The 19,295-nt window shown below is 73.0% G+C and carries 18 protein-coding genes, 1 tRNA gene and 1 pseudogene; 7 read left to right on the forward strand and 13 right to left on the reverse strand.

Features of this window, described 5'->3' with window-relative positions; all coding sequences use genetic code 11:
- Nucleotides 1–54 precede the first annotated feature (54 nt).
- Nucleotides 55–345, reverse strand: a complete 291-nt coding sequence (locus tag AC4OXY_RS20220) for a ribosomal protein L7/L12 (RefSeq protein ID WP_491994367.1) — start codon at nt 343–345, stop codon at nt 55–57.
- 145 nt (nt 346–490) lie between these two features.
- Between AC4OXY_RS20220 and AC4OXY_RS20225 the strand changes: the two genes are divergently transcribed.
- The gene (locus AC4OXY_RS20225) at nt 491–2,509 is read left to right on the forward strand and encodes a multicopper oxidase family protein (protein WP_491994368.1); all 2,019 of its coding nucleotides are present in this window, start codon (nt 491–493) and stop codon (nt 2,507–2,509) included.
- 94 nt (nt 2,510–2,603) lie between these two features.
- Here AC4OXY_RS20225 and AC4OXY_RS20230 read toward each other — a convergent pair whose 3' ends face one another.
- From AC4OXY_RS20230 to AC4OXY_RS20245, 4 genes are all read right to left on the reverse strand, one after another.
- Nucleotides 2,604–4,010, reverse strand: a complete 1,407-nt coding sequence (locus AC4OXY_RS20230) for a Cys-Gln thioester bond-forming surface protein (RefSeq protein ID WP_491994369.1) — start codon at nt 4,008–4,010, stop codon at nt 2,604–2,606.
- Between the two features lie 262 nt (nt 4,011–4,272).
- The gene (locus AC4OXY_RS20235) at nt 4,273–4,770 is read right to left on the reverse strand and encodes a single-stranded DNA-binding protein (protein WP_491994370.1); all 498 of its coding nucleotides are present in this window, start codon (nt 4,768–4,770) and stop codon (nt 4,273–4,275) included.
- 341 nt (nt 4,771–5,111) lie between these two features.
- Nucleotides 5,112–7,400 (reverse strand): GTPase, encoded by a 2,289-nt coding sequence (locus AC4OXY_RS20240; protein WP_362819630.1) that lies wholly within the window; start codon nt 7,398–7,400, stop codon nt 5,112–5,114.
- Between the two features lie 3 nt (nt 7,401–7,403).
- On the reverse strand, nt 7,404–9,011 hold the full coding sequence (locus AC4OXY_RS20245; protein ID WP_356022966.1) for a dynamin family protein: 1,608 nt from the start codon (nt 9,009–9,011) through the stop codon (nt 7,404–7,406).
- A 273-nt stretch (nt 9,012–9,284) separates the two neighbouring features.
- Here AC4OXY_RS20245 and AC4OXY_RS20250 point away from each other — a divergent pair.
- From AC4OXY_RS20250 to AC4OXY_RS20260, 3 genes are all read left to right on the forward strand, one after another.
- Nucleotides 9,285–9,357: transfer RNA gene (locus tag AC4OXY_RS20250), tRNA-Arg, on the forward strand.
- A 383-nt stretch (nt 9,358–9,740) separates the two neighbouring features.
- Nucleotides 9,741–10,700 (forward strand): D-2-hydroxyacid dehydrogenase family protein, encoded by a 960-nt coding sequence (locus AC4OXY_RS20255; RefSeq protein WP_491994371.1) that lies wholly within the window; start codon nt 9,741–9,743, stop codon nt 10,698–10,700.
- Between the two features lie 138 nt (nt 10,701–10,838).
- Nucleotides 10,839–11,132, forward strand: coding sequence for a chaplin (locus AC4OXY_RS20260; protein ID WP_356022971.1), 294 nt, complete (start codon nt 10,839–10,841; stop codon nt 11,130–11,132).
- Nucleotides 11,133–11,328: 196 nt separating this feature from the next.
- Here the strand turns inward: AC4OXY_RS20260 and AC4OXY_RS20265 are convergent.
- The 8 genes and pseudogenes from AC4OXY_RS20265 to AC4OXY_RS20300 all read right to left on the reverse strand — a co-directional run.
- A pseudogene (locus AC4OXY_RS20265) lies at nt 11,329–11,678 on the reverse strand (tyrosinase family protein); the annotation flags it as partial.
- Nucleotides 11,679–11,727: 49 nt separating this feature from the next.
- Nucleotides 11,728–12,252 (reverse strand): tyrosinase family oxidase copper chaperone, encoded by a 525-nt coding sequence (locus AC4OXY_RS20270; protein ID WP_491994372.1) that lies wholly within the window; start codon nt 12,250–12,252, stop codon nt 11,728–11,730.
- A 193-nt stretch (nt 12,253–12,445) separates the two neighbouring features.
- A complete protein-coding gene (locus tag AC4OXY_RS20275; RefSeq protein WP_356022976.1) occupies nt 12,446–12,967 on the reverse strand; it encodes a hypothetical protein in 522 nt (173 codons plus the stop codon).
- Between the two features lie 126 nt (nt 12,968–13,093).
- A complete protein-coding gene (locus AC4OXY_RS20280) occupies nt 13,094–13,678 on the reverse strand; it encodes a vitamin K epoxide reductase family protein (protein ID WP_376285677.1) in 585 nt (194 codons plus the stop codon).
- On the reverse strand, nt 13,678–14,169 hold the full coding sequence (locus AC4OXY_RS20285) for a DUF5949 family protein (protein WP_356022981.1): 492 nt from the start codon (nt 14,167–14,169) through the stop codon (nt 13,678–13,680). Before AC4OXY_RS20285 ends, AC4OXY_RS20280 begins: the two co-directional genes overlap by 1 nt.
- Before the next feature lie 338 nt (nt 14,170–14,507).
- Nucleotides 14,508–14,789, reverse strand: coding sequence for a hypothetical protein (locus AC4OXY_RS20290; RefSeq protein ID WP_491994373.1), 282 nt, complete (start codon nt 14,787–14,789; stop codon nt 14,508–14,510).
- A gap of 196 nt (nt 14,790–14,985) precedes the next feature.
- Nucleotides 14,986–15,663, reverse strand: coding sequence for a hypothetical protein (locus AC4OXY_RS20295; protein ID WP_491994374.1), 678 nt, complete (start codon nt 15,661–15,663; stop codon nt 14,986–14,988).
- A 194-nt stretch (nt 15,664–15,857) separates the two neighbouring features.
- Complete coding sequence (locus AC4OXY_RS20300; protein ID WP_356023268.1) at nt 15,858–16,097, reverse strand: chaplin; 240 nt, start codon at nt 16,095–16,097, stop codon at nt 15,858–15,860.
- 229 nt (nt 16,098–16,326) lie between these two features.
- Here AC4OXY_RS20300 and AC4OXY_RS20305 point away from each other — a divergent pair, with 229 nt between their 5' ends.
- Genes AC4OXY_RS20305 through AC4OXY_RS20315 form a run of 3 tightly spaced genes read left to right on the forward strand, consistent with a single transcriptional unit; the run spans nt 16,327 to nt 19,292 of the window.
- Nucleotides 16,327–16,650, forward strand: coding sequence for a hypothetical protein (locus AC4OXY_RS20305; RefSeq protein WP_356022985.1), 324 nt, complete (start codon nt 16,327–16,329; stop codon nt 16,648–16,650).
- 54 nt (nt 16,651–16,704) lie between these two features.
- A complete protein-coding gene (locus AC4OXY_RS20310; protein ID WP_491994375.1) occupies nt 16,705–17,871 on the forward strand; it encodes a glycosyltransferase in 1,167 nt (388 codons plus the stop codon).
- On the forward strand, nt 17,868–19,292 hold the full coding sequence (locus AC4OXY_RS20315; protein WP_356022990.1) for a sugar transferase: 1,425 nt from the start codon (nt 17,868–17,870) through the stop codon (nt 19,290–19,292). Before AC4OXY_RS20310 ends, AC4OXY_RS20315 begins: the two co-directional genes overlap by 4 nt.
- Nucleotides 19,293–19,295 lie beyond the last annotated feature (3 nt).

Genomic DNA, 19,295 nt, shown 5'->3' on the forward strand with positions numbered 1-19,295 from the left:
CCTGGGGCTTTACCGGCATCTGCCGATGGTGTGGCCGGGCGGGGCCGTGAGCGGCTAGAGGTCGGCCATCCGGTCCACCGCGTCCTTGGCCTCCTTCAGGCCGGCGCCGGTCATCTCGCGGTACGCCTTGATGGCCGCGACCTGCTTGCCCTCGCGCACCAGCGCCTCGACCCGATCTCGCTGCGCGCGCTCCTCGTCCGATTCCTCCAGCCCCAGCCGGTCGGCGACCAGAGCGAGCCGGCGCTCGATGCGCACCAGCCGCTTGTCCATGCCGGAGAGACGGCTCTGGACGGCCGCGATACCGACGAAGAGGCCCAGTACGAGGAAGAGTTCCACTATGTCCATGACAGACGATCCTAGATCGATCCGGGAGGCGGAGGGCGGCCGGCGACACACGGGGCATCAGGGCATTACATACCGTATTCGTTGCATAGCATTGTGTGAGTAAGAGGTCGACGTCGACGTCTTCGGAGCGCAGAAGGCGGGAGAAATGATCGGGCGAAGAGACCTGCTCATGGCCGGGTCCGTCTGTGGGGCGGCCGCGCTCTTTCCGGCGCCCGATGGGGCGGTGGCGCTGTCGGAGGAAACCGCGGGGGCCCGGAGGGTCGCGAACGGCGGCAGAGTCCCAGCTCCCGCCCTGGACCCCACGACCATCCCGAAATACGTCACAGAGCTGGTGATCCCGCCGGTGATACCGCAGGCTCGCCGCCCGACGGGGCACGGCACCGGCTCGATCGACACGTACGTCATCGGCGTGCGGCAGTTCGCCCAGCAGGTCCTGCCGCCCACCCTGCCGTCCACCACCGTGTGGGGATACGGCTCGCTGGAGGACGAAAGGACGTTCCACTACCCGTCGTTCACCATCGAGGCCACGGCCGACCGGCCTGTCCGCGTCACGTGGGTGAACGATCTCGTCGACGGTGCGGGCCGGTTCCGCCCGCACGTGCTGGCGGTCGATCCCACCCTGCACTGGGCGAACCCGCCGGGCGGCAGGACCGGGCGTGATTCCCGGCCGGTGTTCGCCTCGACGCCGGGGGTGTACACCGGTCCCGTGCCGACCGTCACTCATCTGCACGGCGGCCATTCCACCGAGGAGAGCGACGGCCACACGCAGGCGTGGTATCTGCCCCGCGCGAACAACACCCCGTCCGGATTCGCCACCGTGGGCTCGTTCTACGACGAGTTCCGCGAGGAGTCCGCCCGTGCGCACGGTGTGGCATGGGAGCCGGGCACCGCGACCTTCCAGTACGCCAACGACCAGCGGGCGACGACTCTCTGGTTCCACGATCACGCGCTGGGGATGACCCGGCTCAACATCTACTCCGGACTCTCCGGGTTCTATCTGCTGCGCGGCGGCGAGTGCGACCTGCCCGAGGGGGCCTTGCCCGGACCGGCTCCCGCCGCCGGTGATCCACCGGGCACCCGGTACCACGAGATCCCGCTGGCCATCCAGGACCGTTCCTTCCACTCGGACGGCTCGCTGTTCTACCCCGCGAGCCGGGAATTCTTCGACGGGTTCGCGGGGCCGTACCTCCCCACCACGGACGTGTCCCCCAGCTGGAACCCCGAGTTCTTCGCCGACACCATGGTGGTCAACGGCCGTACCTGGCCGAAGCTCACGGTCGAACCCCGTCGCTACCGGCTGCGCTTCCTCAACGGATGCAATGCCCGGTTCCTGATCCTGAAGATCGCGGACAGTCCGGCCGCCCGTCCGGCGCGTTCGGCCGTGCCGTTCTGGCAGATCGGCAACGAGGGCGGGTTCCTGCACGCGCCGGTACGGCTGGAGCGGCTGCTGCTGGCCAACGCGGAGCGGGCCGACGTCGTCGTCGATTTCACCGGGATCCCGGAAGGCACCGAGCTGTACCTCGTCAACGAGGGAGCGGACCAGCCCTTCGGACGGGGTGAGCCGGGAGTGGACTTCCCCGTGGCGGATCCGGCCACGACCGGGCAGGTGCTGAAGTTCGTGGTCGGCCCGCTGGTGAGCAGGGACAGGAGCGTCCCGCCGGAGCGGCTCAGGCTGCCCGGGCGCAAACCGCTCGGCCGGGCGAGCGCCATCCGTCGGCTGTCGCTCAACGAAGTGACCTCCAGCAGCCCCCTGGTACCGCCTAACTCACCGGTCCACACCCTGCTCGGCACGCTCGACGCCGTCGGCGGTCCGGCGCTGCTCGGCTGGGCCGACCCGGTCACGGAGAACCCGAGGCTGAACGCGACCGAGATCTGGGAGCTGCACAACTTCACCGAGGACGCCCACCCGATCCACATCCACCAGGTGGCGTTCGAGGTGGTGAACCGGCAGCCCTTCAACGGATCACCGGTTCCGCCGGAGAGCTGGGAGCGCGGCTCCAAGGACACCGTGATCGCGTATCCGGGAGAGGTCACCCGGGTGAAGGCCCGGTTCGACATTCCCGGTCGCTTCGTCTGGCACTGCCACCTCGCCGAACACGAGGACAACGAGATGATGCGGCCGTTCCACGTCGGAGGCACGGGTCGGTCACGGTTGACGGGTTGACGGGGCAGTCGCGGTTGACGAGGCGTGCGAAGTGATCCGAAGCCGACCCGAAGCCGTCGAGCCGACCGGCTGCCGCCCTCTCGGGCGGCGGTGGTCATGAGCCGTCGGTCTGTTCCCGCTTGCGCAGGACGACCAGGACCGCGCCGCCGATGACGACCAGGCCGATGGCCGCGCCGGCGATCAGCGGCGTGATCGCCGAACCGCCCGTCGTGGCGAGGTTGGTGTCGGGGGCCGTGGTGCCGCCCACCGTGGCCGGGCGGGGGGCGTTGTGGGCCTTGGCCTGCTGGGTCGTGATCGCGCCCTGGGTCTTGCAGTCGAGGACGCCGGTGAAGCGGTGGCTGAAGCCGTTCGGGCCGGTGATCGTGAAGTCGTAGGCCTGGTCCTCCTGGAGCGGGACCGACACCGTGCGGGTGGCGCCCGCGGGGACGGTGTGCTCGGCGCCCATCAGCTCGAAGGTGAAGGGCTTGTCGCCGTTGTTGGACGCGATGATGTCCACGGCGCTCTTGGCGCAGTTCTTGTGCGCCGACACCGCCGGTATGGCGCCCTCGGCCGCCCACGTGGCACTCGCGGTCGCCGAGACCGTGGACTCGCTGGAGCCGGCCAGGATCTGGGTCTGGCTACGGCTGTCGGAGGCGAAGGCGCGGCCCACCGGCACGGTGGTCGACGCCTGTACGGTCAGCTGGGCGGTGCCCTCCGTCGCGGCCTCGGGGACGTCGAAGTACAGCCGGCTGCCGTTCTTCGCGGTGGTGACCGCCTTGCCGGTCTTGTCGGTGATCCGCACTCCGCTGATGGCCGCGTCCGCCGGCGGGCCGACCGCGACACTGGCCGCGTTGGTGTGCACGGTCACCGGTCCCAGCGGAGCGCCGGGCCGGCCGGAGACGGCGGGCGGGTCCAGGGTGAGCGAGGCCTGCGGCTCGGCGAGAGCGCGGGCGCTCCGGTCCAGGTAGTCGGCGAGCTTCTCGGCCTGCGGGTCGACGGCGTCGACCTTCGCGCCGTCGGAGTACCGCCAGATGGCCACCTGGGTGCCGGCCGCCGCGTCCTGCTCGGTGAGGTTGCCCGCACCCGCCTTGCGGGCGAGTGTGACCAGGTCGTTGACCTGGGGATAGGAGTGCTGGAGGATCCAGCGGACCTTGCCCGCGTTCTTGTTGGTGCCCAGCGAGGTGCTGCTCCAGGGCGTCTCCTGGTACGGGGCGTCGCGCTGGGTCGGGGTGCGCAGGTCGACGCAGTACGTCTGCAAGGTGCCGCCGCCGTCGACGGACATCTCGAACAGGCCCGCCTCCACCCGCTGGTCGCCGCCGGTCTCGTGGACCACGGCCTCGCCGTACGTCTTGAGGCCGTTGATCGTGGCCGTCGCGCCGCCCTGGGCCTGTGGTGTCCCCTCGGCCGCGGCCGTACCGGCACCGGACAGCACACCGGCCGCCACGATGCCGGACACCGTCGCGGCGGCGGCCAGGCGCTCCGCGAGGGCGGACCGGTGGAACCCAGAGAACGCAGCAAGCACAGAATTCCCCTTCGAGCAGGACCCGTTGGACGTGGGGGGGCGGTCCCACCAGCAGAATCGGCGCCCCGGGGGGCATGCCCGGCATCCTATGGATCACGTGGGGCCTCTCCTGCCGGTCGGATGTTCCGATGGTCGATCCGATCCGTAATCGTTATCGCCGGGACCGTCCATGAGCTGGGCATATCGACAAATCCACCGGTTCGTACGGGGTGTTGGGCGTCCGGGCGGAACCGGGCCGCACGACCCGTTTCGGTCACTGACATCATGTCACCATGGCTGGTTCCTGGGCCTGTTGACGCTTCTCCTGCCCGGCCCCGACCTCGGTCTCGGCCGGGGAGTCCGCGGGGTGCGGTGTCTCCCAGTTCGGCTCCGGCCTCGTCACCGCCGGCTGTGCCTCCGGTTTGGCCGCGCGCACGAAGGCCGCCGTACCGCGCGCGAGGTCGTGGCCGATCGTCACGGCGTCGATGTCGGCCGAGGCCCACCGCTGCTGCCCGTCGCGCACCTCCGTGCGCACCTTCAGCCGGCCCTGGACGACGACGGGCTGGCCCACCTCCACCGACGCGACCACGTTGACCGCGAGCTGGCGGTTGGCCCACACCGTGAAGAAGTTGGTGTGCCCGTCCGTCCAGGCGCTCTTCTCCCGGTCCCAGTAGCGGGAGGTCACCGCCAGCCGGAACCGGACCGACGGACCCGACGCCGGCTCCCGGTACACCGGCTGGGTCGCCACGTTGCCCACCACGCAGACCACGGTCTCGTTCATGTCCTCGCTCCCCTCCCCCGCCCTGCCTCCTGCGGCCGACGGGCAGCACGCCTACGGGCCCGTCCCGTACGGCTGTGTCACGGCGACCGCGCTGCGAACCGCGATCGCCGAGACCCCAGACTGCCGCCGCCGGGCCGGGCCCGCTGAGCGCTGTGGAGGACCACCCCGCCTGTGGAAAACTCCGCCACCCACACGGGTGACCGCACCCCGCCGAACCCTGCCCCACCGGACCGCCGGACCCTGCCCACCGGACCACCGGACCCTGCCCGCCGGACCGCCGGACCGCCGCCCCGTCCTCGGCCCCCCTGTCGGCCTCCTCGCCCCCCACCGCCCCCCTTCGCTCACCCCCTGACGGCCCGCGCCACCCGCCCGTACTGCTCCCGTACCTCCCGGTACCGCAACAGCTCCGCCGCCACCGGATCGAGCACCCGGCCCCGCCCGCAGCTCGCGGCCGCCTCCCGCAATCGCCGTTCCGCGTCCTGGCCGTAGCGCCGCGCCGGGCCTCTCGCGGCCATCCGGCAGCCCCACTCCACCAGCGGCCCGCCGACGATCCCGCACACCATCAGCAGCACCGGAACCCCCAGGTTGGGTGCCATGACACCGGCGATCTGGCCCACCAGCCACAGGCCGCCCACGACCTGCAACAGCGTCATCGCCGCCTGCACCAGCACCGCCGCGGGCCACCATCCCGGCCGCGGCGGCCGCCCCGGCGGCAGACCGGCCCGCTCGGCGAGTTCGTCCAGCGCCTCGGACAGCCCCTCGGACCCCCGTACGGCCGCCTCGCGCACCGCCAGCGCCCAGGGCGCCGGCAGCCCGGCCGAGGCCCGGTCGGACACCGTACGGACCGCCTGTTCCACGCGCTGGCGGGCCGTCGCCTCCTCGTCGGGCTGGGCCCGCACGAGGTGGCGGCCGGTGGTGGACTCGCCGCGGTGCTGGTACCAGCGCCACAGCCGCAGCCAGGGCGTGCCGCAGGCCCGGTTGGCGTTGCGCAGCCAGGCGCGCTCGGCGGCCTCGCCCGCCGCGGTGGCGCCCACCGCGTCCGCGAGCCGCGCGGCGAACTCCTCGCGCGCGTCCTCGCTGAGGCCCGTCCGCTGCCCGGCGGCGTAGACGGGCCGCAGCCCGGACGCGGTGGCGTCGACGTCGGCCGCGACCCGGCGGGCCGCCGCGCCGCGCTCGGCCACGAACTGGCCGAGCGAATCGCGCAGTTCGTCGACGCCGTCGCCGGTCAGCGCGGACAGGGCGAGCACGGTGGCGCCGGGTTCGCCGTGCTCGCCGAGGGCGATGCCGTCGTCGTCGAGCAGCCGCCGCAGGTCGTCCAGGACCTGGTCGGCGGCGTCCCCGGGCAGCCGGTCGACCTGGTTGAGGACGACGAACATGACCTCCGCGTGGCCGGCCATGGGCCGCAGATAGCGCTCGTGCAGCACGGCGTCGGCGTACTTCTCCGGGTCGACCACCCAGATCACCGCGTCGACCAGCTTCAGGATCCGGTCGACCTGCTTACGGTGCTCCGGGGCGGCGGAGTCGTGGTCGGGCAGGTCGACCAGGACCAGCCCGCGCAACTGCGCCTCGCCCTCCGGGGTGTGCAGCGGACGGCGGCGCAGCCGGCCCGGGATGCCCAGCCGGTCGATGAGGCTCGCGGCGCCGTCGCTCCAGCTGCACGCGATGGGCGCGGCCGTGGTCGGACGCCGTACCCCGGTCTCCGAGATGGCCACTCCGGCGAGCGCGTTGAACAGCTGTGACTTGCCGCTGCCGGTCGCGCCCGCGATGGCGACGACGGTGTGCCGGCCGGACAGCTTCCGGCGGGCGGCCGCCTCCTCCAGGACCCGGCCCGCCTCGGCGAGGGTGCTGCTGTCCAGCCGGGTCCGGGAGAGCCCGACCAGCTCGCGCAGCGCGTCCAGGCGGGAGCGCAGCGTGCCGTCGTAGGCCAGCGGGGCGGGGATCTGGCCGCCCGAGCCACGGCCGCCGCCGTCCAGTACGGAGGCGCGTTCGGCGGCGAAGGCGGCGGCGGTGGCCTCCGTGAGCCGCCGGGCGATCAGCCCGTCGCCCCACGGCTCCCCGGACTCGCCCGGCTCCCCCGGCCCCGCCGACCCGGCTGTTTTCACCGACTCGGCCGGCCGTACCGCCTCGGGACCGGCGCCTGCGGCGGGGTCCCGGGGGGAGGGCGCGGTGGGGGTGGCGGGGGCGGTGGGTGCGGTGGGGACACGGGGGTGCGGCGGCGGGAGCCGGCGCTGGTACGACGGGGCGCCGGCCGGGCCGCCCCTCTCGTGCGCCTCGCCCCGTTCCTCCCCGCCCTCGTCGTCTTCGTAGACATCGCGATCGACGTGACCGGCGCGACTGCCGTGACCGCTGTGGTTGTTGCGATTGCTGTGATTGCTGTGACGGGTGTCCTCGTACGTGCCGGCGAAGTCCGCCACGCGCGCGTACGGCTCATGTACGGCGGCCTCGACCGCCGTGTCCGCACCTCCGGCGCCCTTGATGGCGTCGGCGTCGTCGGCGCCGGCCCGGCCGTCCGCGGCCCTCTCGATCGGCTCCACGCGCGCGTTGCCGTCGTGCTCCGTGCGTTCCGTGCGCCCCGTGCGCCCCATGTGGTCGGTGTGATCCGTGTGGTCCTGGTCAGTGACGGCGGTCACCGGTCACCTCTCCTTCAGCAGTGCGGACAGCGCGGCGATGAGTTCGGCCTGGGGTTCGGGATGGACGTCGAGGGCGTCGAGCGGGGCGAGGCGCCGTTCGCGTTCGCGCTGCATGACGCGGTCCACGCGCTCGCCCAGCAGCCGTCCGGCCCGGTCGCGCAGCCGCAGCGCGCCATGGGCGCCGAGCCGCTCGGCGAGCCCTTCGCCCGCGGTGCGCGCCCGGCGTCCGCCCAGCAGCGCAGTGGCGACCAGGGCGGCGACGGCCTCCGGATCGGGAGCGGCGCTGCGTTCCAGGTCGCGCGACTCCTCCTCCGCGTACTCCTCCAGCTCGCGCCGCCAGCGCCGTACGGCGAGGCCGATCCGGTGCTCGGTGCTCTCCACGGTGGAGTCGCCGGCGGCGAGGGCGGGGTCGTTTCCGGCGGGCTCGCGCCGCCAGGCCTCGTCGACGCGCTCGTCGGCCGCGGTGACGGAGCACAGCAGCAGCGCCGCCAGGCTCTCCACGAGCGCGTCGAGGAGCTCCCCGGCGGCGCAGTCCAGCGGGAAGGCCCGCCAGCGCTTGAGGGCGTCCCCGGCGAGCACGGCGCCCGCCTGCAGCCGGTCGCGTACGCGCGCGTGCTCGCTGTCGTAGGCGGCCTCCACGGCGGAGGTGAGCCGGAGCGCGGCGGCGTACTGGGCGGCGGCCTCACCGGCCAGCTCGGGCATGCGGGACTTGAGCGAGTTCAGCAGGCCGGACGCGGTACGGGTCATGACCTGCTCGCGAGCGGCGGGGTCCTGGGCGTGATGGACGAGCCAGCTCTTCAGCTGCGCGACGGCGGTGGCGGGCAGCAGGCCCGCGCCCCAGGCCGACTCGGGCAGTTCCGGCACGGTGAAGCGGGGTACGTCGCCGAGCCCGGCCTTGGCGAGCAGGGCGCCGTACTGCCGGGAGACCTCGGAGACGACCTGGTGGGGCACCCGGTCCAGGACGGTCACGAGGGTGGCGTCGTACTCCTTGGCGGTGCGCAGCAGGTGCCAGGGGACGGCGTCCGCGTAGCGGGCGGCCGTCGTGACCATGATCCAGATGTCGGCGGCGCACATCAGCTCGGCGGCGAGGACACGGTTGTCGGCGACCAGCGAGTCGATGTCGGGGGCGTCGAGGAGGGCGATTCCGGGCGGGAGCGTCTCGGTGGTCTCGACACGCAGCACGCGCGCGGGGTCCTCGCCGGGGAGCAGGAGATCGTCCGCTGCCTCCTGCCGGGGCTCCCACACGCGCGCGAGATCGGGCAGCACACGCATGCGGCGGAACCAGTGCTGATCCTCCGGATGGCAGACGAGGACCGGTGTCCGGGTCGTCGGCCGCAGTACGCCCGCCTCGCTGACCCTGCGGCCGACGAGGGAGTTGACGAGCGTCGACTTGCCGGCACCGGTGGACCCGCCGACGACCGCCAGCAGCGGCGCCTCGGGTTCCCGCAGGCGAGGAAGGAGATAGTCGTCGAGCTGGGCGAGGAGTTCGTCGCGGTTGGCACGCGCGCGTGGGGCCCCGGCCAGGGGCAGCGGAAAGCGTGCGGCGGCGACACGGTCGCGCAGCGCGGAGAGTGTGTCGAGCAGCTGAGGCCGAACGTCCAAGGTCACCACATGCGAAGAATGCCCAATTTTAGGGGAATTCTGAAGCATATAGACATGTCTGCGCGCCGACGGAACAGAACCGGCAGAAGGGACGACTGGGACGCGGGCACTGTCCAGGCATAACGAGTGCACAACACCCGGTGCGTCGGACGCCAAAAGCGATGCACGATTCGTACCTGCCTGCGATTATCAGGACCGCTTCACCGAACCTCCACATCGAGCCACGGAGGCGAAGCGACAGGGTCGAGGAACAGGGAGCTTTATCCTTGGTCCCGCCACCAGGCCCCCGTAGCTCAGTGGATAGAGCAGGCGCCTTCTAAGCGCTTGGCCGCAGGTTCGAGTCCTGCCGGGGGCGCCCGTGCACAGCCCTCCCTCGGGAGGGCTTTTTGCTGGTCAGGGGCAGGGTGGGCAGATGTGGAGATCGTCTCCGCTTGCCGGCGGACAGGGGGCGGGACGGATTCGGCCGGATCCGGGGCGCCCGTTCGGTCCCGGGTGGCCTCCTCCAGGCGGTGCTCGACGCGGTCCGGCAGCGCTTCCCGGCCAACCCGAACGATCTCCTCCGTGCTCGTGGGGTGCCAGCCGTCAGGGTGTGCCGGAACGCCTCACCTGCCGCACGCGCCACACATGCCGTACGGGTGACGCCCGGTCGTCGCCCCCTCCGCCGTACCCACCCTCCCCTCCCCTCCCTTCGAAGAACCGGTCGGGGATTACAGTCGCGGCGGGGAAAGGAGAGTCGACATGCGACTTCGCTGTGCGGTGCTGGACGACTTCCAGGGGGTGGCTGCCGCGCTGGCCGACTGGTCGGTGGTCGAGGAGGAGGTCGAGGTCGTCGCGCTGCGCGAGCATCTCGCCGGCGAGGACGAGCTCGCCGCGGCACTCGCCGGGTACGACATCGTCGTCACCCTGCGCGAACGCGTCGCGTTTCCCGGGTCGTTGCTCGCCCGGCTGCCCCGGCTGAAGCTGATCGTGGCCTCCGGGATGCGCAACAGCGTCATCGACTACGCCGCCGCCGAGCAGTACGGCGTCACCGTGTGCGGCACGCAGAGTTCGGGCATCCCGCCGGCCGAGCTGACCTGGGCGCTGCTGCTCGGCCTCGCCCGCGGGATCGTCGAGGAGAACACCGCGCTGCGCACTGGCGGCCCCTGGCAGTCCACCGTCGGCGTCGACCTGCACGGCGCCCGGCTCGGGGTGCTCGGCCTCGGCAGGATCGGCGGCCGGGTGGCCCGGGTCGGGCTCGCCTTCGGCATGCGTGTCAGCGCGTGGAGTCCGCGCCTGACCAAGGAGCGCGCCGCGGAGCACGGAGTCGAACTGGCCGCGTCCAAGGAGGAGTTGCTCGCCGAGAGCGACTTCGTGTCCGTCCAGGTGCCCGGCGGTGACAGCACCCGCGGCCTCATCGGCGCCGCCGAACTGGCCCTGATGAAACCGACCGCCTACCTGGTCAACACCGCCCGGGCCTCGGTCGTCGACCAGGCCGCGCTGCTGGCCGCGCTGCACGAGGGACGGATCGCGGGCGCGGGTGTCGACGTCTTCGACGTCGAGCCGCTGCCCGCGGACCATCCGATGCGCACGGCGCCCCGGCTGCTCGCCACGCCCCACCTCGGCTATGTCTCGCGGGCCAACTACACGACGTACTACGGCCAGGCCGTGGAGAACATCCAGGCGTATCTGGCCGGCTCTCCGGTACGCCGGCTGCCCTGAGGCCACGAGGGAACCGGACGATAAAAGGGTGATCCCCGGACGATCACCGTGACCACCCCCACGCGGCGCCGTTGAACGGAAAGTGCGGCAGCTGGTCTGCCGCCGCACTCTTTCCGAGCAACGCATAAGGAGAACGTGATGTCTCGCATCGCGAAGGCAGCCGTCGTCGCTCTCGGCACCGGCGCCGTGGTGATCGGTGGGGCCGGTCTGGCCCTCGCCGACGCGGGAGCCGAGGGCGCGGCCGTCGGTTCCCCGGGTGTCGCGTCCGGCAACGCGGTCCAGGTCCCGGTCCACGTCCCGGTCAACGTGTGCGGGAACACCGTCAACGTGATCGCCCTGCTGAACCCGTCCTTCGGCAACACCTGTGTCAACATGAGCGAGACGGGCAAGCAGGACGATCCCGGCTACGGCGACTCCAACGACGGCCACTGATCAGGCCGACGAGCAGGATCGTCCGACCGGCACGACGGTCCGGTCCGCGGACACCCAAGAGCCCCGGCACACACTCCGAGCGCCGGGGCTCTTTCCCTGCCCGCGGGCGAACGCATGCATACCGGGCGACGGTCCGACCGTGCCGGTCGTCGGCCGCACCGGGCGGCTCGGCCGGGCATCGCGCCGCCGACCGAGCGGTGCGCCCGATTGTGGGTGTCCAGCGGCCCGCCGCGTGGGCGAACGCCCCGGTCGTACGTCACCTGCCGGTCGGAGCGCCGCCCGTTGCCGCCGGGCAGGTCCTTCGTCCGGGGCACCGAGGCCGTCGTACGGTCCCGGGTCCAGTCCCGGTACGGCACCGTCACCGATGAGTCGATGCGGCGCAGCGCCCGCTCCAGCTCCAGCTGCCGTACGAAAGCGGCGGTGCCAGGGCGGGAAGGACAGTGCCTCGTGCGCGGTGTGCAGGCCGGTCTCGCCGTCGGGGATGGAGCAGTCGATGTGCCTGCGCGCGAACTCGTCGTACTCGCCGCGCCGTTCGGGCTCCAGCAGGGCGTTCACCGACCGGCGCCGCTCGCTCGCGCTGAGCCTGCTGACGTCCTCACCCGGGTAGGCCAGGCCGACCCCCCGCCACCGTGTCCTCCATGCCGCCCATGGCCCCCGTCCCCGCCTCGCCGACGCCCATCGGGCCCGGTGCCACGTCCTCGCGCAGCCGCTGGCCGGGGCCCATCTCGTCCACGGCCGCCCGGGTCGCCTCCAGCGGCGTGCGGTACGACGTGTAGTGGTCGACCATGCTGAGCCAGGTGCCGTCCGCCCGCCGCATCAGATGCAGCGGGCGCCCGTCGATGACGATCCGCCAGTCGTCCTCGTCCGCCCCGCTCACCGCGGCCGGCACGAGCACCCCCTGGATGCGGCGGCCCCGGTACACCTCGTCGAAGGAGGTGCCGTCGAAGGCCCGCACCGGGGGTGTGGGCCGGGAGGCGGCGACGACCGGGGCGAGCGCCAGCGCGGCGGCGGAGGCCAGCAGCCCCCGCGCCGCCTCTCTGCGCGACGTTCTCGCCGGCCCCGCCTGCGCACTCGACCCCTGCCCCGCGCCCACCGCCACTCCGCCCGCATCGACGACCATCGCTCGCTCCTTGGGGATTCGGTTGTCCGTGTCCGGACAGCCATGACCGGATGTCCGTACCGGCTAACCGGCGCGGGGCGCGGAGGGTCACCGCACTGGGGCCATCCGGTGGGGAGGAGCAGGGCCGGACGGGCACCGGCGGATGTGGCGCGTACGGGGATGCGGGGCGTGCGGGGGCCTCGGGACGGCGGCGCTACAGCCCCGGCCCGGTGGACAGGTCCCCGTTCGTGACCGTCTGGAGGACCGGCGCGATGACGCCGAGGGCGGGCTCCTGGAGGGACGGGAGGCCGTGGTTGGCGACGCTGGGCTGGGTCAGCGGGGCGTCCATGGCCACGCCGGGAGTCATGGTGCGCAGGGGGTTGGCGGGCAGGGTGACGCCGACGTGGTCGGCACCGTCGCCGAGGACGTCCGGGATCGGGGTGCGCAGGTGGGCACCCGGCAGGGCGCCGTTGAACGGCACCTCGGGCAGGGTGCGCTCGGGCATCAGGTGGCCGGGGACGAAGCGCGGGCCCTCGGGCGGGGTCGGCATCAGCAGCGGCACCGGCACCTCCAGGCCCGCCTGCGGCACCTCCGTGCCGAGGACCCTGGAGGCTCCGCCCAGTGGCACGGGGACGGGGACCGTGCCGACGGCGGCTGCGGGGGTGGCTGCGGCACCCACGGCGGCCGCGACGCCCGTGAGGACGGCGGCAAGGGTTCCTCGGGTGGTCGACTTCATGTCAGGTACGGTCCCTTCCAGGATGCGGGAGTTCGGCGTCCGTACCGCGTAACGAGCCCGAAAACCGCTTCTGTTCACAATTCGCCCGGCTGCCGTAATTGCCCTAACAGTCGACTTGTCCACTCTTCAGCTGGTCCAGAAGTCCCACCAGCGGGTCAGGACCAGCATGCCGATCACCCCGATGTGCAGCACCGGGAGCGGCCAGGTGAACTCGTCGAGGAACCGCTTCAGCCAGACGGGCGCGGGCAGATAGCCGTGGGTGACGACCAGCGAGGTGGCGTACCAGAACATCAGGATCGTGGCGGCCCAGGCCAGGCAGCACCACAGGCACAGCGCGTCGATCCGGTACAGGGACTCGAACTGGAGCCAGGAGACGAACGCGACGCCGAACAGGCAGCCGGCCTCGAACAGCAGCCAGTACCAACCGGGGAAGCGGGCCCCGGCGATCAGGCTCATGCCGACGCACACGACGACGCCGTAGGCCACCAGGCCCAGCATCGGGTTGGGGAACCCGAAGACCGAGGCCTGGGGGCTCTTCATCACGCTGCCGCAGGAGACCACCGGGTTGAGGCTGCATCCGGGGACGAAGTGCGGGTTCTGGAGCAGCTTGAACTTGTCGAGCGTGATGACCCAGGAGGCGAGCAGCCCGGCCGCCCCGGTGATCACCAGCAGCAGCCCGAGCCCCCTGCCGCCGGCCAGAGCCCTCGGCATCAGTGGCGCCTGCTGGTGGCCGGGAGCGCGATGTGCGCGGCGGCGTTCAGGGTCTCGTCGGCGCCGGCGAAGGCGGCGAGGTCGGCCGCCTCGACGGTCCTGCCGGGCCGGCCCTCGGGCCAGGCGCGGGTGGTGAACACGAGGTAGGCGTAGCCGCGCTCCCTGACGGCGGCGAGCCACTCCGGCGGCGCGTCGGCCTGGGCGACCAGCTGCGGCATCCGTACGACGGCCTGGCCGGCCTCGACGAGCAGGCTGACGGGCAGTCCGGGCCGGTCGTTGCCGTCGACCAGGTCGCCGCCGACCGGCAGTTCGCTGTCGGCCAGCAGGTGCTCGACCGCGGCCGCGGTGGTCTGCGGGCCGCCCTCGGCATCTCCGAGGGAGTAGGCCAGCAGATACGGCATGTCGGCGCCGTCGGGGGCCTCACCGCTCCAGGCGAGCAGGACGAGCGTGCCGAGGTCGGCGGGGCGGAGATCGCTTGAGGTTGAGGTCACCGCGCGACCGTATCGAGGCCTCCGCGGTCCGCCGGGCGGCTGCTCACCCTTCCGGACCACTGCCCCGCCCACCGCTCCACACGATCGAGGGAAGGCGGTGACAAGGGATCGGGGCCGTTCGCCGGCGATCGCCTGAGTCCGGGCGGCGACGTCCACCGCCCACGCGGGAGCCCGGTGAGCACTCGGCGCGGAGGGGCACAGGCTGTCGACGCGGGCGGCGAGAGCGTGCCCGCGGGGACCGGGAAGTCGTCGACAGACCCGGTCCAACGCCGAAGCCCCCGTTCCGCGCACCGGCCGAACCTCACCGCATACGAACCGACGACCCGCGGGACACGGGTCTACTGGGGCAGGCCGCCGAGCAGCGGGGCGTGCTGGTTCACCGCGCCGGTGGCGCCCTTGACCGTGTGGAGCATGGAATCCTTGTTCTCGGTGTCGAGCGCGTCCGACTGGTGCTGGAGCGGCATCGAATCGTCGAGGGTGATCGAGCCCTTGGAGAGCTGGTTGACGGCGCCGTTGAGGGTGGGCGTCACGTCGGTGGCGGTGTAGGCGAACGCGGGCGCGGCGACGCCCACGAGGGCCATGGATCCGGCAACGACAGCGGCAGCCTTCAGGGACTTCATCGTGTTCCTCTCTTCGGCAACTCACGTCACCCGGGGATTTCTGACGCCGTGCCTAACGACATCCGGCCGGACCGGAAACCCCGCACCGAGAAGACATATGAGATCCCCCTGGGATCCCCGGGGAACGACGCGTGGGAAAAGCGCTCGGCCGCCGCACCCGGAGGTACGGCGGCCGGGGTGTGTCCGTGCCCTGGACTCAGTGGGCCGAGGGCTGGGACTGCGCCAAACCCCCCACGGTGCCCAGGACGCCGCCGAGCGTGCCGGTCAGCAGGTTCACCAGGCCGGACACGACGCCGGAGGCAAGCGACACCACGGTGGACAGGCCGGAGGTGACCCCCTTCAGGAGCTTGGCGACGCCGCCCTGAAGGCCGTTCAGCTCGTCGTCTCTGAGGTCGCGGGTCGAGGACGGCTTGGCGTCGGTGAGCTTCGCGGCGGCCGGATGGGCCGGGGCCGCGGGAGCCACAGGGGCCGCAGGAGCCACGGGGGTCACGGGAGCCGCCGGCTTCGCGGGCGCGCCGGGTGCGAGGGGCGTCGCGGGTGCCGTCGGTTTGACCGGGGGCAGCAGGGCCGGGTCGGCCTTCGCGGCGGAGATGGCCTGCTGGGCCGCCTCGCCGAGCTTCTTGGCCTCGTCGGCGTCCAGCTTGCCCTTCGTCAGCGACTCCTTGACCAGGTCGATGACCGGCTGGAGGACGGTTCCTGTGCCGTCCAGGACTCTGACCTGGACGAGCAGTTGCTCCGCGCTCGGCGCGGGGGACTCGGCGGTGCTGTGGGTGCGGCCCGTGTCGGCGGCGACGGCGGCGGGGCCGACGACACCGACAAGGACGGCGGCACAGAGGACAGTGGACGCTACGCGCAGCGTGGGCAGAGCACGCATGGGGTTCCTTTCGGCGGACATGAGGGAGCCCACAAGGGGCCTGAGCTCACCGTCCGTGCGCCGATCGCGCTCTGCAACCGCGCGGACGCCATTCGTGATCACCTGTGATCCGTCCGGCGGAAGGCGAAAACCGGCCGTCCGCGCCGCGGCGGACGCGCGGTGCGGACGGCCGTCAGAAGGGGTGCGTCCCGGCGTCAGTCGTTGACGCAGATGTTTCCGGCCGCCGGGTTCAACGCACCGATGACGTTGACGGTGTTGCCGCAGAGGTTGACCGGCACATGGATCGGGGCCTGGAGAAGATTGCCCGACAACACGCCCGGCGAGTTCTTGGCGCTGCCGATCGCGCCGGCGTCGGCAGAGGCCGCGCCGGCGGCGCCGGCGACAGCCGCGACAGCGGCGCAGGTCAGGACCAGACCCTTCGCGATACGCGACATGGAGAGGTACTCCTTGGGAATCGAGACAAACATCCGGGCGGACACCCGGCCTTGTGTCCAACGCGACCGGACGCCGGGAGTTGTGCCGCCAATGGTGTGATGTAAGCAAAGGCACTTCCTTTCACACTTCCGACACACTTGTCCATTTTCTTCAGATTTCCCCGGATTAATACATATAGCGACTAGAGTTGCGGATCTCTCCAGCACATGCGAAAGGGCACCGCCGCTCATGCGCAAGTTCCTGGGTCCGCCGCTGTGCACGACGACGGGCGCCCGGCTCACGCTCCCCGCCGGGCCCCGGCGTACGCGGGTCGCACGCGGCGGCCGCGTCAAGCCGGCGGACGACGCGATGAACGCCACGACCAGCGAACCGGGCACCGTACCCGCCCGGCGGACCTGCACCTACCCCAACGCGTTCGGCCACGGCAGCGACGTGTGCGATCCCGGACCGGCCCTGCCGGGCGGCGGTGACCCGCCGAGCTCACACCTCACCCCCCAGCCGGACGCGGCATGGGCCGGCGTGCTCCTCGCCGCCGTGGGCGCACAGGCGTGAGGCGCGTTCCCGACCACCGTCCCGAACGCCCCCTGCGAACGAGGAATCCCACCCATGCACCAGTCAGCACCCGCCCCCCGGCCCCGGGTCCTGCACCTCGCGCAACCCGTCGACGGCGGTGTCGCCCGGGTCGTCCTCGACCTGGCGCGCGCCCAGCTCGCGGCGGGCCTGCACGTCACGACGGCCTGTCCGGACGGCGAACTGGCCGAAGGACTACGGGAGTTGGGCGCCGACGTCCGCCGCTGGCAGGCCGGCCGCGCCCCGGGCCCGGGTCTGCCGGGTGAGGTACGACGCCTCGTACGGCTGATCGACCGGATGCGGCCCGAACTGGTGCACGCGCACAGCGCGAAGGCGGGCCTCGCGGGCCGGCTGGCCGTACGCGGCCGGATCCCGACCGTGTTCCAGCCGCACGCCTGGTCGTTCGAGGCGGTCGGCGGCACCACCGCGGCACTCGCGCTGCACTGGGAGCGGTGGGGGGCGCGCTGGGCCGACCGGGTGGTGTGCGTCAGCAAGGCGGAGCGCGAGACCGGGCTGCGCGCCGGTGTGCACGCCGCGTACACGGTCGTCCCGAACGGCATCGACACCGAGCGCTTCGCCCCGGGACCCCGCACCGCGCCCCTCCCGGCGTCCGACCCCGCGGCGCCCGTCGTGGTCTGCGTCGGCCGGCTCTGCCGGCAGAAGGGCCAGGACCTCCTGCTCGGGGCCTGGGCGCGGGTGCTCGACGCGGTGCCGCGGGCGAGGCTCGTGCTCGTCGGAGACGGTCCGGACCGGGAGGCGTTGAGGCACCGGGCCCATCCGTCCGTCCATTTCGCCGGTGCCGTCGGCGACGTGGTGCCCTGGTACCGCGCCGCCGACTTGGTCGTACTCCCCTCCCGCTGGGAGGGCATGGCGCTCGCCCCGCTGGAGGCGCTGGGCTGTGGCCGGCCGGTCGTGGTCACCGACGTCGACGGCGCCCGCGAGAGCCTGCCGCCCGCCCTCGCCGCGCGCTGTCTGGTCCCGCCGGAGGACCCCGCGGCACTGGCCGGGGCGATCGCCGCGCTGCTGTCCGACCCGCCGCTGCGCGCCGCGCTGGGCGAGTGGGGGCGCCGGCACATCCTGTCCACGCACGACGTGCGGCACACCGCCGAGCGGATCTCGGACGTCTACCGCGAACTCCTCGACGCGCGCACGGAACCACGTCCGCGCGTGCCCTCCGAGTGCAGGGAGTCCATCCACCCGTGACCGCGGAAAGAACCGTCCCCTCCTCCGGGGCGCACCCCTGGGATCCCGGGCTCCCGGCCGTCTCCGTCCTGCCGGCCCGCGCCGCCGGCGGCTTCCGGTTCCCGCCGCGGCGCCCGCCCGCCCGGCCCGCCTCGCCGCTCCCCCTGCTCGCCGCCGACCTGCTCGCGGCGCTGGCCGGCGCGGCCGCGCTGGACGCGGCCGCGCGCCGGCCGCTGCTGGTCACCGCGCTGGTCTCGGGCGCGCTGCTGCTGCGCCCGCACGCGGCCCGGCTCGTGCCCGGCGTCCTCGACGAACTGCCCGCGGTGTGCGGGCGGATCGCGGTGGCCTGGCTGGGCCTCGCCGCGCTGCTCGCCACCTACACCCCCGAGCTCGCGCTGAGCGCCCGCACGCTGCTGCTCTGCTGGGCGCTGCACGCGGCGGCCGCCTGCGCGGGCCGGGGCGCGGTGCACTGGCGCCGCCGCGTGGCGCTGCTGCGCCGCCCGCGCACCGCCCTGGTGATCGGGCCCGCCACGACCGCGCAACGGGTGGCCGCCGCGCTGCTGCGGCACCCGCGCTGCGGGGTGCGGCCGGTGGGCGTCGTCACCGACCGGCCCGACGGCGGCCACGGCGGGCTGCCGGTGCTGACCAGCGGCGAGGAGGTGGAGCGGGCACTGATCCAGAACGGGGTGCGGACCGTGCTCACCGTCGACCCCGCCGTACGCACCGGGCAGGGGCCGCTGCTGCGGGCGCTCGCCGAGTCGGGGTGCACGGTGTGGGAGCTGGACGCGGACTCGCCGTCGTACGAGATGCGCGACCAGCTCGCCGGGTTCGGGCTGCGGCGGCTGGAGCTCGGCTCGCGGCGGCGCGGCAGTGCCGGCAAGCGGCTGCTGGACGTGGTGGTCGCCGGGACGATGCTGGTGCTGGCCGGCCCGGTGCTGCTGGCGTGCGCGGTCGTGCTCCGGGTCACCGACGGGCCCGGCGTGGTCTTCCGGCAGGAACGCATCGGCATGGACGGCCGCCCCTTCACGCTGCTGAAGTTCCGCACCCACCGCCCGGCCGACGAGCACGAGGCGGCCACCCGGTGGAGCGTGGCCGGTGAGCACCGGATGAGCCCCTTCTGCCGGTTCCTGCGCCAGACCTCGCTGGACGAGCTGCTCCAGCTGTGGAACGTGCTGCGGGGCGACATGAGCCTCGTCGGACCGCGCCCCGAACGGCCGTACTTCGTCACGCAGTTCAGCCAGACCTACCCGGGCTACGCGGCCCGCCACCGGATGCGCACCGGCATCACCGGGCTCGCCCAGATCCACGGGCTGCGCGGCGACACCTCCATCGAGGACCGGGCCCGCTTCGACAACGCCTACATCGACAACTGGTCGCTGTGGCGGGACGTCTGCGTCCTGCTGCGCACCGCGGCCGCGCTCGTGCGCTCGACGGGGAGCTGACCG

This window comes from Streptomyces sp. HUAS MG56, assembly GCF_058673395.1.

What these genes read in the sequence shown, in the direction of transcription:
- AC4OXY_RS20220 (WP_491994367.1), bottom strand. Translation starts at nt 345, where the DNA reads ATGGACATAGTGGAACTCTTCCTCGTACTGGGCCTCTTCGTCGGTATC.
- AC4OXY_RS20225 (WP_491994368.1), top strand. Translation starts at nt 491, where the DNA reads ATGATCGGGCGAAGAGACCTGCTCATGGCCGGGTCCGTCTGTGGGGCG.
- AC4OXY_RS20235 (WP_491994370.1), bottom strand. Translation starts at nt 4,770, where the DNA reads ATGAACGAGACCGTGGTCTGCGTGGTGGGCAACGTGGCGACCCAGCCG.
- AC4OXY_RS20255 (WP_491994371.1), top strand. Translation starts at nt 9,741, where the DNA reads ATGCGACTTCGCTGTGCGGTGCTGGACGACTTCCAGGGGGTGGCTGCC.
- AC4OXY_RS20260 (WP_356022971.1), top strand. Translation starts at nt 10,839, where the DNA reads ATGTCTCGCATCGCGAAGGCAGCCGTCGTCGCTCTCGGCACCGGCGCC.
- AC4OXY_RS20270 (WP_491994372.1), bottom strand. Translation starts at nt 12,252, where the DNA reads ATGGTCGTCGATGCGGGCGGAGTGGCGGTGGGCGCGGGGCAGGGGTCG.
- AC4OXY_RS20275 (WP_356022976.1), bottom strand. Translation starts at nt 12,967, where the DNA reads ATGAAGTCGACCACCCGAGGAACCCTTGCCGCCGTCCTCACGGGCGTC.
- AC4OXY_RS20280 (WP_376285677.1), bottom strand. Translation starts at nt 13,678, where the DNA reads ATGCCGAGGGCTCTGGCCGGCGGCAGGGGGCTCGGGCTGCTGCTGGTG.
- AC4OXY_RS20290 (WP_491994373.1), bottom strand. Translation starts at nt 14,789, where the DNA reads ATGAAGTCCCTGAAGGCTGCCGCTGTCGTTGCCGGATCCATGGCCCTC.
- AC4OXY_RS20295 (WP_491994374.1), bottom strand. Translation starts at nt 15,663, where the DNA reads ATGCGTGCTCTGCCCACGCTGCGCGTAGCGTCCACTGTCCTCTGTGCC.
- AC4OXY_RS20300 (WP_356023268.1), bottom strand. Translation starts at nt 16,097, where the DNA reads ATGTCGCGTATCGCGAAGGGTCTGGTCCTGACCTGCGCCGCTGTCGCG.
- AC4OXY_RS20305 (WP_356022985.1), top strand. Translation starts at nt 16,327, where the DNA reads ATGCGCAAGTTCCTGGGTCCGCCGCTGTGCACGACGACGGGCGCCCGG.
- AC4OXY_RS20310 (WP_491994375.1), top strand. Translation starts at nt 16,705, where the DNA reads ATGCACCAGTCAGCACCCGCCCCCCGGCCCCGGGTCCTGCACCTCGCG.